The organism is Pseudomonas sp. TE4620, from assembly GCF_056279045.1.
Genome location: NZ_JBWBQO010000001.1, coordinates 1,605,641 through 1,620,459, shown reverse-complemented (window position 1 = coordinate 1,620,459; position 14,819 = coordinate 1,605,641). Strand labels below are relative to the sequence as shown.

Annotated in this window: 16 protein-coding genes; 7 read left to right on the top strand and 9 right to left on the bottom strand. The window is 62.3% G+C overall.

The genetic code is table 11. The features are described 5' to 3' along the window. The first annotated feature begins 52 nt into the window (after positions 1-52). Positions 53-607: a UPF0149 family protein gene (locus ACZ9A3_RS07735; RefSeq protein ID WP_258597430.1), complete on the top strand. Its 555-nt coding sequence runs from the start codon at positions 53-55 to the stop codon at positions 605-607. 92 nt (positions 608-699) lie between these two features. Here ACZ9A3_RS07735 and katG read toward each other — a convergent pair whose 3' ends face one another. Next, positions 700-2,970: a catalase/peroxidase HPI gene (katG, locus tag ACZ9A3_RS07730; protein WP_213601669.1), complete on the bottom strand. Its 2,271-nt coding sequence runs from the start codon at positions 2,968-2,970 to the stop codon at positions 700-702. Between the two features lie 203 nt (positions 2,971-3,173). Between katG and ACZ9A3_RS07725 the strand changes: the two genes are divergently transcribed. Continuing rightward, complete coding sequence (locus ACZ9A3_RS07725) at positions 3,174-3,785, top strand: M41 family metallopeptidase (RefSeq protein ID WP_213601671.1); 612 nt, start codon at positions 3,174-3,176, stop codon at positions 3,783-3,785. Between the two features lie 108 nt (positions 3,786-3,893). Beyond that, positions 3,894-5,876 (top strand): GIY-YIG nuclease family protein, encoded by a 1,983-nt coding sequence (locus tag ACZ9A3_RS07720; RefSeq protein ID WP_093384259.1) that lies wholly within the window; start codon positions 3,894-3,896, stop codon positions 5,874-5,876. Positions 5,877-5,901: 25 nt separating this feature from the next. Here ACZ9A3_RS07720 and ACZ9A3_RS07715 read toward each other — a convergent pair whose 3' ends face one another. Both ACZ9A3_RS07715 and ACZ9A3_RS07710 read right to left on the bottom strand, forming a co-directional pair. Then, complete coding sequence (locus tag ACZ9A3_RS07715) at positions 5,902-6,405, bottom strand: GNAT family N-acetyltransferase (RefSeq protein WP_093384263.1); 504 nt, start codon at positions 6,403-6,405, stop codon at positions 5,902-5,904. Between the two features lie 120 nt (positions 6,406-6,525). Then, positions 6,526-6,939, bottom strand: coding sequence for a RidA family protein (locus tag ACZ9A3_RS07710; RefSeq protein ID WP_093384267.1), 414 nt, complete (start codon positions 6,937-6,939; stop codon positions 6,526-6,528). Between the two features lie 145 nt (positions 6,940-7,084). Here ACZ9A3_RS07710 and ACZ9A3_RS07705 point away from each other — a divergent pair, with 145 nt between their 5' ends. Both ACZ9A3_RS07705 and ACZ9A3_RS07700 read left to right on the top strand, forming a co-directional pair. Further along, complete coding sequence (locus ACZ9A3_RS07705) at positions 7,085-7,510, top strand: SUKH-3 domain-containing protein (protein WP_213601679.1); 426 nt, start codon at positions 7,085-7,087, stop codon at positions 7,508-7,510. A gap of 90 nt (positions 7,511-7,600) precedes the next feature. Continuing rightward, positions 7,601-7,930 carry a hypothetical protein gene (locus ACZ9A3_RS07700; RefSeq protein ID WP_045201294.1) on the top strand — a complete coding sequence of 110 codons (330 nt, stop codon included), beginning with the start codon at positions 7,601-7,603 and terminating at the stop codon, positions 7,928-7,930. Here ACZ9A3_RS07700 and ACZ9A3_RS07695 read toward each other — a convergent pair. Further along, on the bottom strand, positions 7,905-8,375 hold the full coding sequence (locus ACZ9A3_RS07695; RefSeq protein WP_093384276.1) for an NUDIX hydrolase: 471 nt from the start codon (positions 8,373-8,375) through the stop codon (positions 7,905-7,907). The genes ACZ9A3_RS07700 and ACZ9A3_RS07695 overlap by 26 nt on opposite strands. Before the next feature lie 57 nt (positions 8,376-8,432). On the opposite strand from ACZ9A3_RS07695, the gene ACZ9A3_RS07690 reads away from it, so the two are divergent. Both ACZ9A3_RS07690 and ACZ9A3_RS07685 read left to right on the top strand, forming a co-directional pair. After that, positions 8,433-8,858, top strand: coding sequence for a GFA family protein (locus ACZ9A3_RS07690; protein ID WP_045201292.1), 426 nt, complete (start codon positions 8,433-8,435; stop codon positions 8,856-8,858). Positions 8,859-8,889: 31 nt separating this feature from the next. After that, the gene (locus tag ACZ9A3_RS07685) at positions 8,890-9,282 is read left to right on the top strand and encodes a lysozyme inhibitor LprI family protein (RefSeq protein WP_213601684.1); all 393 of its coding nucleotides are present in this window, start codon (positions 8,890-8,892) and stop codon (positions 9,280-9,282) included. 4 nt (positions 9,283-9,286) lie between these two features. Here ACZ9A3_RS07685 and gstA read toward each other — a convergent pair whose 3' ends face one another. The 5 genes from gstA to ACZ9A3_RS07660 all read right to left on the bottom strand — a co-directional run bounded on the left by gstA (position 9,287) and on the right by ACZ9A3_RS07660 (position 14,762). After that, positions 9,287-9,898 (bottom strand): glutathione transferase GstA, encoded by a 612-nt coding sequence (gene gstA, locus ACZ9A3_RS07680; protein WP_195883725.1) that lies wholly within the window; start codon positions 9,896-9,898, stop codon positions 9,287-9,289. Between the two features lie 97 nt (positions 9,899-9,995). Continuing rightward, a complete protein-coding gene (locus ACZ9A3_RS07675; RefSeq protein ID WP_195883724.1) occupies positions 9,996-10,907 on the bottom strand; it encodes a LysR family transcriptional regulator in 912 nt (303 codons plus the stop codon). 99 nt (positions 10,908-11,006) lie between these two features. Then, positions 11,007-12,143 carry an AAA family ATPase gene (locus ACZ9A3_RS07670; RefSeq protein WP_476252329.1) on the bottom strand — a complete coding sequence of 379 codons (1,137 nt, stop codon included), beginning with the start codon at positions 12,141-12,143 and terminating at the stop codon, positions 11,007-11,009. A 1-nt stretch (position 12,144) separates the two neighbouring features. Next, positions 12,145-13,014: an RNA ligase family protein gene (locus tag ACZ9A3_RS07665; protein ID WP_093384299.1), complete on the bottom strand. Its 870-nt coding sequence runs from the start codon at positions 13,012-13,014 to the stop codon at positions 12,145-12,147. Positions 13,015-13,415: 401 nt separating this feature from the next. Further along, positions 13,416-14,762 carry an MFS transporter gene (locus ACZ9A3_RS07660; RefSeq protein WP_093384303.1) on the bottom strand — a complete coding sequence of 449 codons (1,347 nt, stop codon included), beginning with the start codon at positions 14,760-14,762 and terminating at the stop codon, positions 13,416-13,418. Positions 14,763-14,819 lie beyond the last annotated feature (57 nt).

Genomic DNA, 14,819 nt, shown 5'->3' with positions numbered 1-14,819 from the left:
AGCCTCATCCTCCCCGCCTTTTGCCCGCGCCTGAGCGGCCAAGGAGATCCCCATGCACGACCTGCCACTGGCTGCCGCCGACTTCGCGTTCCTCGACGCCACTTTGCAGCAGTACGGCGATGACCACTCGGTGCTCAACGCCTCGGAGCTCGACGGCTACTTCACTGCGCTGGTGTCGAGCCCGGTGCAGGTGGACATCAGCGAGTGGTTCCCGGCGATCTGGGGCGGGCAGATGCCGGAATGGCAAAACGCTGCTGACTGCCAGCGCTTCGTCGAGCTGTGTGCCCGTCACCTGAACAGCCTGGCCACCCAACTGGTTGAAGCGCCGCAGGCATTTGCCCCGCGCCTTGAGCAGACCGAACACCAGGGCCAGCCGTTGCCATTGGCGGAGGAATGGTGCTTTGGTTATTTGCGCGGTATCGCCATTGCCAACTGGCGGGTGCTGCCTGAAGCGCAAATGCAGGCCTTGCAGGTGATTACCGGCTGGGCCGAGCAGGATGAATTCGAGCTGCCGGCGAACCTGGACGTTGCCTTGCATCGTCAGCGGGTGGTGGCGATTGCCCCGGCGGCGCGGGCGCTGCATGACTACTGGCTGGCGCAGCGCTGATTGGCTCTTTGGTGCCTGCATTACCACCGCTGCGCGCTCGATCGCGGGTCAGTTCCGCTCCCTGTGGGAGCGGAACTGACCCGCGATGAGGCTTACTTGAGATCGAACCGGTCCAGGTTCATCACTTTCGTCCAGGCCGCGACGAAGTCCTTGATGAATTGCTCCTTGGCGTCGCGACTGGCATAGAACTCCGCCAGCGCCCGCAGTTGCGAGTTGGAACCAAACACCAGGTCGACCCGGGTGCCGGTCCATTTCACCGCGCCGGTCTTGCGGTCACGCCCTTCGAACGTTTCGTTGGCCGCCGACACCGGCTTCCACTCCACGCCCATGTCCAGCAGGTTGACGAAAAAGTCGTTGCTCAGTGTACCCGGCTGCTGAGTGAAGACGCCGTGCTTGCTTTGCCCGGCATTGGCCCCCAGCACCCGCAGGCCGCCCACCAGCACGGTCATTTCCGGCGCGCTCAAGGTCAGCAGTTGCGCTTTGTCGATCAGCAAGGCCTCGGCCGGCACCCGGTAGCTGTTCTTCAGGTAGTTGCGAAAACCATCGGCATTGGGCTCAAGAAAACCGAACGACTCGACGTCGGTCTGCTCCTGCGAGGCATCCATGCGCCCCGGGGCAAACGCCACGCGGATATCGACCCCGGCGTTTTTGGCCGCCTGCTCGACCGCGGCGCTGCCCGCCAGCACGATCAGGTCGGCCAGGGAGATTTTCTTGCCACCGGCCTGGGCACTGTTGAAGTCGTTCTGGATGCCTTCCAGCACGCTCAGCACCTTGGCCAGCTGCTCAGGCTGGTTGGCCTGCCAGAACTTCTGCGGCGCCAGGCGCAGGCGCCCGCCATTGGCCCCGCCGCGCTTGTCGGAGCCGCGGAAGGTCGAGGCCGCCGCCCAGGCCGTGGACACCCGTTCGGCCACCGACAGCCCCGAAGCCAACAGCCTGGCCTTCAGTGCGGTCACGTCGCTGTCATCGACCAGGGCATGGTCGAGCGCCGGGATCGGGTCTTGCCAGAGCAGCTCTTCGCTGGGCAGTTCCGGGCCCAGGTAACGCGACAGCGGGCCCATGTCGCGGTGGATCAGCTTGTACCAGGCACGGGCAAAGGCATCGCTCAATTGCTCGGGATTGGCCAGAAAGCGCCGCGAGATCGGCTCGTAGATCGGGTCGAAGCGCAGCGACAGGTCGGTGGTGAGCATGGTCGGGTTGCGCCGTTTGTTCGGGTCGTGGGCATCGGGGATGATCCCCGCACCAGCGCCGTTTTTTGGCGTCCACTGGTTGGCCCCGGCCGGGCTCTTGGTCAGTTCCCAGTCGAAGCCGAAGAGGTTTTCCAGGTAGTTGTTGCTCCAGCGCGTTGGCGTGGTGGTCCAGGTCACTTCCAGGCCGCTGGTGATGGTGTCGGCGCCTTTGCCCGTGCCAAAGCTGTTGCGCCAGCCCAGGCCCTGTTCTTCAAGACCGGCGGCTTCCGGTTCCGGGCCGACGTTATCGGCAGGGCCGGCGCCGTGGGTTTTACCGAAGGCATGGCCGCCGGCGATCAGGGCCACGGTTTCTTCATCGTTCATGGCCATGCGTGCGAAGGTTTCGCGGATGTCCTTGGCGGCGGCGACCGGGTCGGGGTTGCCTTCCGGGCCTTCCGGGTTGACGTAGATCAGGCCCATTTGCACCGCGGCCAGGGGGTTTTCCAGGTTGCGGCCCTGGTCGGTGCGGCTTTCTTCGTTGCCGTGCTGCTCGGGCTCGGCCACCAGGGTACCCTCACCAGGCTCCTGCATCGGCTGCGGGCCCTTGCCGTAGCGGGTATCGCCACCCAGCCACTTGTTTTCCGAGCCCCAGTAGACGTCTTCATCCGGCTCCCAGACATCCGCGCGGCCGCCAGAAAAACCAAAAGTCTTGAAGCCCATGGATTCCAGGGCAACGTTGCCGGTGAGCACGATCAGGTCGGCCCAGGAGATGCTCCGGCCATACTTCTGCTTGATCGGCCACAGCAGGCGCCGGGCCTTGTCCAGGCTGACGTTGTCAGGCCAGCTGTTGAGCGGCGCGAAGCGTTGTTGTCCGGAGCCTGCGCCGCCACGGCCATCACCAGTGCGGTAGGTGCCGGCGCTGTGCCAGGCCATGCGGATGAACAGCGGCCCGTAATGACCGAAATCCGCTGGCCACCAGTCCTGGGAATCGGTCATCAAAGCATGCAGGTCTTGTTTCAGGGCTTGAAAGTCCAGGCTCTTGAAGGCCTCGGCATAGTTGAAGCCATCGCCTTGGGGATCGGACTGCGGCGAGTGCTGGTGGAGGATCTTCAGGTTCAGTTGGTTCGGCCACCAGTCGCGGTTCGTCGTACCACCGCCAGCGGCATGACTGAACGGGCATTTCGATTCAGTAGACATGGGTGAGCTACCTTTGTATCCAGCGTTTTAGTTATCTCCACATCAGGTCCGGCCGGCACCCGCCAGCGCATCATCAAGGCTAGTCCCGGCCCCGGCAGTCAGCAAATAGACGCAGTATTGCCCGCCGATAGCCATAATCTCTTATACCAACCCCAGGGAAGGAGCAGATCGTAGCGATAGCCGCCTCACCTGAGGTCATGACCATGAACAGCCGTCCGCGTCGCACCGCCTACCACGAAGCCGGCCATGCCCTGGCCTTCTGGTGGAACGGCCTGGCGATCAGGCGGGTAACCGTGCGCACCCGGGCAGAAGCGCTGATCGGGCCGATGGTGGATTTGCGCGGCAACCTGCAGGCGGTCAAGGGCCTGGTCGAGGCGGACTACCTGGTGCCCCTGCCCGCCTTCGAGCCGCCAGGCATCGCCGAACACCTGCCATCGATGATCGAGCTGATCGAACGCGACCTGCTCAACTGCTTCGCCGGCCCCGTGGCCGAGGCAATCTACCGTCACAGCGCCGATGATCGCTTTCTCACCACCAGTGGCGCCGGCGACCTGCGCCGGGCCCATGAACTGATCGCCCTGCTGCCGGCGCGCCAGGTTGCGCAGGCCGGGCCCATGGCCCTGGGTCGCTGTCACAGCCTGCTACGCGCTTACTGGCCGGTGCTGCGGGTGCTCGCTGAACGGCTGCGCGAGCAAGGCGTACTCGACGGTGAAACACTGATCGAGCTGCTGTGCCAGTTGACCGGCGAGACCCCGCAACGGCTCGGCAATCCGCTGGCAAGCCTGGACAGGCGCTGGCAACAACGGTCGGTGTGAGCTTCAGCCCTGGTGGGCAACTTGCTGTTACCCGGACAACCCGGCAAGCTTGCCGCTCAGCGCGCACTGCATCCGCCGTACACCCCGCAAGCAAGGACCTTGAACCCCATGAGTAATGCCACCCAGGCAAATTTGCCGCAACGCTCGGCAGTCACCAGCAAAAGCCTGGCTCAAGCGACACAAGGAACCTTCAACATCCCGCTTATCGGTGAGCTTGCGGCCTTCACCTACCAGGACGCAGTCAAGTTCCCATCATTACTGCTGGATGATGCAAACAGCGCCTATGTCTACATCCTCAGGCGCACGGACAAGCTCGATACCGAGCACAATGCCCCGCAACCGTTTTATGTGGGTAAAGGCATCAAGCGACGCTACGCCTTTCACTACTATGAAGCGGCGACGACGGCCAAATACGCACCGTCCAAAAACATGCGCAAGATCCACACCATCAACAAGGTCGGCAGGGATAAGGTACTCATCCAGATCATTCCCTGTCACTCAAGCGAGTACGCCAATGACCTTGAAATCAAGCTGATCGCACATTGGGGGCGCAGTTCGAACAATAGCGGTTGCCTGACCAACTTGACCGACGGAGGCGAAGGGGTCAGTGGCCTGCAGATGCCCGAGCATGTACTGGAGCTTCTGCGGGAAAAGGCCAGGCAACCGGTGCTGTTCAACGGCAAAAAGTACGCGGGGATCAAAGTGGCCTTCCAGGCCCATAGCCCACTGGAAATCGCCAACGCCCTGGAAGTCGATATCGAATCCGGGTATTGCACGGACTACAACACATTCAAAGCCTGGTATCACAACTGGGCCAAGCAAGGCTTTTTTCCGGAAGGTTTCAACTATCTGGACGAAGACCGGCCGGTGTATATGGAAAACAGCCGGGCGCTTATCCAGGAGCAGACTCAGGCCAACCGCATGGAGGGCTACAAGAAAGCCTGGAACACCCGTTACGCCTACCCCCGCTATTGGGTGAGAGGCAATGCTTATCACACCATCAGCGAGGCTGCCGCAAAGGAAAGCGTCGGTACCGAATCCAACCTGGCCGCCCTGTTTCGAAGAATGGTATCGAGCAACCTTTTTTATCAAGGCTACAACCTGCTGGACGCCTCCGGGAACAAACTATTCCAGGAAAGCCAACAGGGACTGCTGGACGTTGCTCGCCTCAAAAACGCCGAGTTTCTGATCGACCTGGTGTCCAAGCCTGTTCTGCTGAACGGCATTCTTTACGAAAACCGCATGAGCGCTTTCGGACAATCCAGCCACAGTGAGAACATCACTTACTTTGCGTTCACCAGCCAGATCAATCGTTACATCAAGGCCGGGGTTTTCCCTCATGGGCTGAACGTGCCCGATGCCAGCGGTGCGCCCACTTACCCGGAAATCGATCCCTTCCTGCTCAGGGGCCGCACCCTGCAGCATTACTACAAAGTGTGCAACCGGCTGTTCCCCAGCATGCAGTCAGCCTCGTTGTTTTATGGTCTGAGCCACTCGGTCATCCACCGCTACTTCACAACCTGGAAAAAAGAAGCCGAATCGGCGGCCAACCCTTTGGCATTTCCCACGGGTTTCAACATCTACGACTCAAAGACGCAACAGTCCCTTTACCCGGAAATGGAGATTGTCGATTGTCGTGTACCGGCATCCGGCTACCTCTACCTGGGTAAAAAATTCGCTACCCTGGCTCAGATCGACACCTATAGAAAACGAGCGCGCGGCGTCACCTCAACGTTGTGCCAAAAAAGACGCAAAGCCTATTTCGAAACCCAGGCACCCCTGGATAGCACGCTCAATGTCCTCGGACTGGACGGCACCCCCTTGTACCCCGTCGACCTGAGCCTGAAGATATCCACGCCCATTGCTGCAGCCGACGGCAATGGCCATCGACTGCACAATGCCGCCAAACCGGTATGGATTTACCACGACAGCGGCTGGACCCGCTTTGACTCACACAGCGCGGCGTACCGGGCGTTGCGCTGTCTGCAGCAGAAGTACAAGAACGAGGACAGTTTCACCGCTTCGATTGCTTCACAGGTCAAGGCTGGAAGACGGCCTGACTGGCTGTCGCTGACCGACCCTGAGTGCTGAGGGTTGGCACCTTGCGACCTGGCTGTCAGTGCAAGGCCCGGGTCACGAGGAAGTTCACCAGCTCCGGCTCGTCGTCCAGTTCGATCGAGCGTACCGGCCGCGGCAACTTGTCGAGCACCGCGCGCCAGAAGGCATGGGCGGTTTCGTCCTGGTCGTAGTAACGCACCAGCCACTGGTTCTGCCCGCTCGCCAGCACCTGGCTGGCCAGGGCGCTGGCGATGCCCTTGCGCCGGTAGCGCTTGAGGATGAACAGGTCGGCCAGTTCCAGGGCGTCGAGGTCCGGCAGCTCGCTGCGTTCGATCAGCAGGAAGCCGGCGATGTAGCCGTCGACCAGGATCAGGTTGGCGCTCCACTGCGGCTCTTGCCAGTAGCGTTGCAGGTGCTCGTCATGCACATAGAAGCGGCCATCGACCTCGACGTCTTCCTGTTCCCAGTCCGACGACTCGTAGGCGTAAAACTGGTAGAGGTTGCGGATCAGCTCGATCTGCTCGGGGCCGGTTTGCAGGAGCTCGACAGTGAGGTCGCTCATGGCTGGACCTCATACAGCGGAAGAATCGACGGCATTGGTATCTCGATAAGTGAACGAACAGCGCGTTTTGCGGGCGCTATTGTTTACAAAAGCCGGGGCCAATGCCATCGCTAAAACATGTCACCCGGCAGCTAGCGCGGCGACCGCGTCGATTTCGATCAACATGCCGTCGAGCGCCAGGCGCGGCACCGGGGTCAGCGTGCAGGTCGGGGTCATGTTGCTGCCCCAGGCCCGCTTGGCCTCGCTACCCCAGATACGCAGCCTGGCCTCGTCGTGGTCGACGATCAGCAGGGTCAGCTTGAACACATCGGCCAGGCTTGCGCCTCTGGATGCCAGGGCGATCTGCAGATTGCCCAGGGCCTGGCGTGCCTGCTCGGCAAAGTCACTCGACAAGCGGCCTTCAAGGTCTTCACCACCCTGCCCGGCGATGTACAGCAGCCGGGCATTGGCGGCGACTTCAGCCACATGGGAGTAGGCATTGGCGCTGGGATCATAGAGGCCTTCGGGGTTGGACAGGTGGAAAGCTGCGGTCATGGTGCTGCTCCGAATGATGGGAGCGGCGAGTATCAAACCTCGACTTAAGTAGAGGTCAAGCCTGATGTTGCCAGCGCTGCGCAGGGGGCAATGATGACTGGCGTGTTAATCTGGCCCCTCGCACGGATTCGACCAGAGAGCAGACATGCCAATCGACCTACCTGACACCCTACGCCCACTGTTCATTGCCGCCGGATGGCCGGCCAACAACCCGCTACCGGCCAGTGTGCCGACCAACCATCCGGCGGCCACGCTGCTGCTGAGCCTCAACGGCCTGTGCGTCGGCCACTGCGGCGCCGGTGAAGAATGCGCTGCCGGCGACATCGAGTTCAGGGCCAAGCCCGCCCTGCACGACGACAAAGTCATCGTGAGGATGCAACACAAGCTCAACACCACCCTGGTGTGCATCGGCGATGTCCACCACGGCCATGGCGCGCTGTTTGTCGACAGCCAGGGCGCCTGCTACCTCATGAGCCAGGTTCACGATGCCTTCTGGCTGCTGGGCAGCACCTTCGTCGTTGCTGCAGAAAGCCTGCTGCTGGGCCGTCAGCCACAAGCGCAACTGCTGTGAAATTCAGGCGCAAATAAGGCAAATTGCTGGCCCCCTGCTAGCCGCTTCGTTGGCAAACTCGCTTTCTTTTCAGCAAGTTAGGTAGGTGCTATGCGGGCTTATGGATTAACCCTGGCAGCGTTTTTTCTGCTCGCCCTCCCGCTCGGTGCCCAAGCCAAGGCCCTGGGCAACAATGACCGCTACATGTGCAGTTGGGGTTCGCAGATTGCCGCCGGCGCGCAGCAGTCGAAGCTGTCCGGAGTGACCCTGTACGCCGCGCGCAAGCGCCTGCAGGTGCGTAAGTTCAACAAGCCGTGGATGCGCATGACCGCCATGGGCATCACCGAACAGACCTACAACAGCCAGTCACGCCTCAAGCCCGCAGCCATCCAGCAGACCTACTACGAGCAATGCGTCAGCCATGCGCTGGCGCGGCGCTGAACACCCCGGCCGACTCAAGGGTTTCAATCAGCCGCTCGGGCCACACTATGTCGGTGGTTTGCCGCAGTTCCTCGGCCGACCACCAGCGATGATCGGCCATTACCTCGACCTCCGAAGCCGTCCAGCCCTGGCGGCACAGCTGCTGGTTTTGCGCCTGGATCAGGTAGTACTGCTCGACCGACGTGACCCACTCGCCGCTGGGTAGCTGCATGGTAAAGCGCCGCTCGCTCAAGTGCGCGCCCACGGCGTCGACCTCGATGCCGGTTTCTTCGCGCAGCTCGCGAATGGCGGCCTGTTCGAAGTTTTCGCCCTCCTCCACACCGCCTCCGGGCGTTGCCCAGTAATCGTCACCGGCCAGCGCGCCGTTGCGATGGACGAAGCGAAACAGCAACACGCTGCGGGAGGGGCTGATGACTAACAGCCGGGCTGATTTACGTTCACGCATCGTGGTGTTCCTGTCCTTGGTTTATGATCGCGGGCGAAATTCTACCGGGCTCCAGGGATGAACAACGACAAATCTGCGCCGACAACCAGCGATTTTCACGGCAGCTGCCTGTGCGGCGCCGTCAGCTACCGCATCAACACCCCGCTAAAAGCCGTCAGCCACTGCCACTGCAGCCAGTGCCGCAAAGCCCATGGCGCAGCCTTCGCCACGTACGCCAGCGTGCCGGCTGCGGCCCTGAGCTGCAACGATCCGCAGGGCATGTTGCAGGTGTTCAAGTCATCACCCACGGTCAGCCGCAGCTTTTGTTCAGGCTGCGGCGCGAGCCTGTTCTGGGCCAATGCCAGTGGCGAGTATCCGGACTGGATCAGCGTTGCGCTGGGCACCCTGGATACGCCGTTCGAGCCTGCCCGGCAAAAACATGTGCATGTACAGTCCAAGGCCTGCTGGCTGGTGATTGGCGATACCTGGCCGCAACACCAATAGACTGAAATAACTTCAACGCAAGGACGCCCCCATGTATCGCTTGATTTATGCCGGTTTCAGCGTGCTGATGGTGTTGGCTACCCCGGCCCAGGCAAGCAGCCTGTGCCCCGGCGCCAACACCGAAGTGCAGATGCTCGAATGCATGCAGCGCTCGCTGAAAAAATCCGATCGGCAATTGAATCAGCTCTACCAGGAGCTGGTTACACGCTTCAAGGACGAGGGCGCGTCACCCGGGCGCCCGACCCAGGACGTGGCGCTGAAAAAAGCCCAGCGCACCTGGATTGCCTTTCGTGATGCCAGCTGTGAACTGGAGACGTATGAGTCGGTTGGCGGCAGCGGCTACGCCACCATCCATACCCATTGCCTGTTGAAGCAGACGCAAGCCAGAGTCCAGTACCTGAAGCGGATTAGCGGCATGCCTTGAAGGGTCAGACCGGTGCGCTGGCGTGCTCTGCGTGGACGGCGGCCTGCACCGCCGGCCTGGCCGCTACACGCTCGACATAACCCGCCAGCGCTGGCCATTGCGCTATATCGATGGCAAACACCGGCAACCAGCCCAGCACAGTGAACAGGTAGGCATCGGCGATGCTGAAAGCTCCCTGCAGGTAGTCATTGCTACCGAGCAGTTCGTTCAAATAACCCAGGCGCTTGAACAGCTTGTCGCCAAAGATCACCCTAGCCGCCTCCGGCAGCTCGGCATTGAACAGCGGTGCGCTGCCGGCATGGATTTCGGCGCTGATGAAATTGAGCAGCTCCTGCAGCCGCGAGCGCTCCCAGCTGCCGTTGGCCGGCGCCAATCCGGCCTCGGGCCTGAGGTCGGCCAGGTACTGGAGAATGGCCGGCCCTTCGGTCAGTACCTCACCATTGTCAAGCAGCAGCGCGGCCACGTAACCCTTGGGGTTGATGCTGCGAAAATCACGGCCATCGGCGCAGCGTTTGCTCTGGTTATTGACCCGTACCAGCTCGAATGGCAGGCCCAGTTCGCGCAGGATGATATGCGGCGCCAGCGAGCAGGCATTGGGGGCGAAATAGAGTTTCATCGGGCGTCTCCTGACAGGATCAAGAGGCGCAGGATCAACAAACGCCAGCGCCAGGTAAACTTAGAATTTCACCACCTGATCATTAGCTGCGCTTATGTCAGGCGGTGTGGTCCGCTACATCAAGCCCAACTTCGCCCATAGCCTTGTGCACATGCTTGAGCAGCGCCTGGGCCGCAGGCGACGGCGGGTTTGCCGACGCACTGACCAAGCCGAAACGCCGGTAGATCGGCGGATGCAGGTCATACACGCGCATCGCACGCGGGTCCTTTGGCAACGTTGAGGCCGGCACGATCGACACGCCCATGCCCTCGCCTACCAAGGCAAACGCGGTGCGCCAGTCGCGCACCGTCAGGCGCACGTTGCTCAGGTGCAGCCCTGCCTGTTGCACCAGGCTCTGGCCATGCACATGACAACCACCAGTGGCGACAATGAACGGCTCATCGACCAGCTCTGCCAACTCCACCGGGCTCAGGCTACCGCGCCTGGCCAAGGGGTGATCGAGCGGTATTGCCGCCACCCAGCGGTCACGCCCAAGCATCACCGGATCTCGGCTCGGCAGCGGGTTCATCACCACGCCCAGGTCGGTAGCCCCCGAAGCCAGCCAGCTTTCGACCTCCTCGTCGGTGCCCTCCAGGCAGATCACCTCGATACCCGGGTGCAGGCGCTTGAAAGCCTGCAACAGCGGTGGCAACAGCGAGGCGAACAACGACGGGAAGGTCGCCAGACGCACACGCCCAAGGTGGCAACCGCGGCTGGCGTCGACCAGGTGCTGGATCGACTCCAGCTCGGCGACCATGCGCCGGGCACGCACCAGCACCTGCTCGCCCAGCGCCGTCACGCAAGTGTGCGTGCGCTCGCGCACGAACACCTTTACCCCCAGCGCCGCCTCCATCTGGCTGATCGCCTGGCTGGCGCCAGACTGGGTGATGCCGAAGGCCTCGGCAGCGCGCGAGACATTGCCGGCATCGGCCACGGCGACCAGCAGCTTCCAGTGCATCAGGTTCATCATGATCGTGCTGTTCCCTGCATGGCCTTACATCGACATCGATCTTAGCGCCGTTGGTCAAGCGCACAAAGCCCGTCAACAGTGGCATTAATACCCGCTGATTCACACCTGATATTCAAGCCGATCCGCTTCCACCGGCGTCGGCACTTCCCAGCGAAAGTACATGCGCTCGATGTCCTTGTTGCGCAGCGTGGTGTCGCGACGGGCGTTGCGGCGCATCAGCTCGCGCTCGCTCTGCTCCAGGTACACCAGGCGCACGTCGGCGTCATAGCTGTAGAGCAGGTCGAGGGTCTTCTTGCGCATCTGTTGCGACAAGTGCGTGCTGTTCCACACGAAGGGCTCACGGCGCCGTAGCAAGGTCTTGGCCTTGTCGATCGCGAACTGCGCCACCGGGCCTTTGTCACCATGGCTCAGGCCCAGCTCCTGGCGGGCATCGTCGAACGACACCACGGCCAGATCCGCTGCGTGCTGGTTGACCCAGGTGTCCTTGCCGCTGGCCGGCAGTCCCGCCAGCATGATCACCTGCGAGCCCTGCACCTCGCGGTACAGGCTGTACTGCGGCAGCACCGAGGCACCGCGAAAGTAGCAGCGCCGGGTGTAATCGTCGGCAAAGGCCTTGGGTCGATCCAGGCAGCCTTCGTCTTCGGCCAGCAGGCGAAATACTTCGATGTCATCGAGCAGCCCCTGCTTGCCGGCAAAGCCGCGGCCCTGCATATCGGCGCTGGCCACGGCGCAGAGCATCCACACCGGCAACTCCCACGACAGGCGATGAAGGATCTGCTCGGCCGAACGCCCGCTCTTGTCCCCGGCCAGGGCAAAGAACGGCAACTGGTGCACGCTGATGATCCGGCAGATGCTTTCGCGCAGCTCAAACGGCGCCCCGACCTGCCACAACAGGATGCGCGCATCTACCGCGCCGCGGCGCGAATGCCCAGGCTGGCCGATCTTGCCGGTGACTTCATCGATCACCGTGCACGACGGCTTGGCGATGTCGTGCAGCACTGCAGCGTAAAACAGCACGAACTGCTGCTCTGGCGTGGCGCGCTGGTAGGCAAGGTCGGCGAGCAAGGCATCGACCACCATCATGGTGTGGGTCCAGACGTCGCCTTCCTGGTGGTAGACCGGGTCTTGCGGGGTTGCCGCCAAGGCGCGCAGAGACGGGATCGCCTCGAGCAGTGCCGGGTAGTCGACCGCGCGACCGGGGCCGGGCATCAGCGCTCGCAATGTGTTCATGTCCATATCATTCAACTCCTTGTTCGGCGGCCTGCAGGCTGGCCCAGGTGACCTGGGGCTCGGGCGCATACAGGTCGACACCGGCGGCCAGCAGGTTGGGGATGTAGGGCTGGCGCAGGTGGTGCTCATCGGCTTCGAGGATGGCCTGGACAAAGTCGTGGCGCACCCATTTGATCCGCCCGGTGGTGTGCTCGGCGGTTTCGATTTTCAGGTACAGGCCCTCCATCAGGTCAGAGCGGTCGCCCTGGTTCCAGGCCTTGGCAAAGTCCAGTTGTTGACGGGCGATGACCTCGGCAAACGCGTCTTTCCAGCGTTGCGACTTGGCCTGGGAATGGCCGACCAGGGCGAGCAGGTCCTTCAGCCGAGGCGGCGCGATGCCTTCGAACAGCACCGGTACCGACAACACCGGGCCGCCTGCAAGCAACTGCTGGCGCCGTGCGGTGGAGAGGAACACCTGCGTCTCGCGGTCCCAGATATCGAACTCGAAGAACAGGTGCGGGAGCTGGTCGTAGAACACGCTGTGGCGCTTGCTCATCACCTCGCCGAACAGCACGTAGCGGTCTTCCAGGTGCTCGAGCAGCCAGTGTTCATGGCAGGCCGCCCATTGCTTGAACTGGTTGAACTGGCGCTCGCGGCTACCGCCGGCCAGGTAATGGCCACGGGACTGCAGCAACAGCTCGCCGGCGGCAGAAAAACTGATCGCGGCATTGGCGCCGTCGAGCTTTTCCTCGACCACCAGGTACTGGCCCTTCAGTTCGCTGTAAGGCAGTTGGTCATGGTCGCTATCGCCCGATTGCAGGCGAGAACTTTGCAGGTGTGGGGTGCGCGGGTACTTGAACAGGTCGAGCTGCGCGAGCTCGCGGATATCGAGTGTCATGGGTCTTCTCCAAAAGGGCGAAAACCGACGACAGCGGGCAGGTGAAAGTGCGTGCGCAGGCAGGCACCAACAGGCTTAAACGTCCGTCGTCGGCATCAGGCGTGTTGGTTGGCGTGGGGCACTGGCTTCACCTAAATAATGAGGGGTGGTGGATCTGAGGGGGCGGATTGGAAACGAGATGGGGGTGGGCTGTCAAGCGCTGTGTTGTCTGGGATGGCCTCATCGCGGGTCAAGTCGGGTCGCCGCACCGCCGCTCCTACAGGTACTGCGCCCATCCTGTGGGAGCGGGTCTTGCCCGCGATCGAGCGCGCAGCGGTCGTAATCCAGTCAACACTTCATGTGCTGACTGCATTGGCCTCATCGCTGGCAAGCCAGCGCCCACAAATGTATCGGTGAAAACCTCAGGCAGATTGGCGCTGCGCGTCGTTGAGCGCTCCCCCCTTCGCGCGGTTACGCTCATGCCCCTGGCGCAAGCGCAGCGCCGCCAAGGCCGCCACCACCAGCACTACAGCGATGAACTTCAAACCGTTCACGGCATTGCCGGTGCTTTGCTCGATCATGCCCATCAGCGACGGCCCGAAGAAGCCGCCAAGCAAGCCGCAGGAGTTGACGAAGCCCAGGCCGCCCGCCAGCGCCGCACCTTTGAGGCGCGAGGCCGGATACAGGAAGATGATCGACTGGACCACAAAGAACATCAGCGCCGACAGGCAAAAGCCCAAGAGGCTGAGTACCGGCCCCGCCTGGGAGGCGATGGCCAGGCCCAGGGCCATGGTCAGCAAACCGCTGACCAGGATCCGTCGCGCCCGCTGCGCCGTGCTGGCAAACCGCGGCAGGACGATCGCCCCGGCCGCTGCCGCCAGCCACGGCAACGAGGTGAGAAAGCCGATCTGCAGCACGCTCAGGTCGCCGTACTTGCCGATAATCCCCGGCAGGAAAAAGATCACCGTGTAGATGGTGATCTGGTGGCAGAAATAGACAAAGATCGCCAACAGGATCTGCGGCGTCAGGCACTGCTTGAGCGAGTGCCCGCTGTGGCCGGCGCCCTCCTCGGCCTCGCTGGCCAGTTGGCGTTCGATCTGCTCGGCTTCAGCGCTACTCAGCCACGGCGCCTTGCTCGGCCGGTCGGGCAGCTTCTTCCACACCACGTAGGCGAAGAACACCGCCGGCAAGCCTTCGAGCATGAACATCCACTGCCAGCCATGCCAGCCCATCAGGCCGTCCATCTGCATCAACGCCGCGCCCAACGGCCCACCGATGATGTTGGCAAAACACACCCCGAGCAGGAAGTAGCCGGTAGCGCGGGCGCGCTGTTCGCGGCCGAACCAGTAGGTCAGGTAGAGCATCACCCCGGGGAACAAGCCGGCCTCGGCGATGCCCAGCAACAGGCGCAGCACGTAGAACGAAGTCTCGCCCTGGACGAAGGCCATGGCGGCGGAAATCAGGCCCCAGGTCACCATGATCCGGGCAATCCAGAAGCGTGCGCCGACCCTGTGCATGATCAGGTTGCTGGGCACTTCCGACAGCGCATAGGTAAGGAAAAACAACCCGGCGCCCAATCCGTAGGCGGCCGCGGAAATGCCCAAGTCAACATCCAGTTGATGCTTGGCCAGGGCGATGTTGGTGCGGTCGAGAAAGCTCAGCACATAGGCGGCGATCAGCAACGGCATGAGTTTGACGAACAGCAACCGGTTGAGGGTTGCAGGATCACGGGGCACAGTCAGTTCTTCGGGCGATCTTGTAATTGTCATGGCACGAATCTCTAGTGTGACGACAGCGATGGGAACATCCCCGGCCAGGCTCGGCCG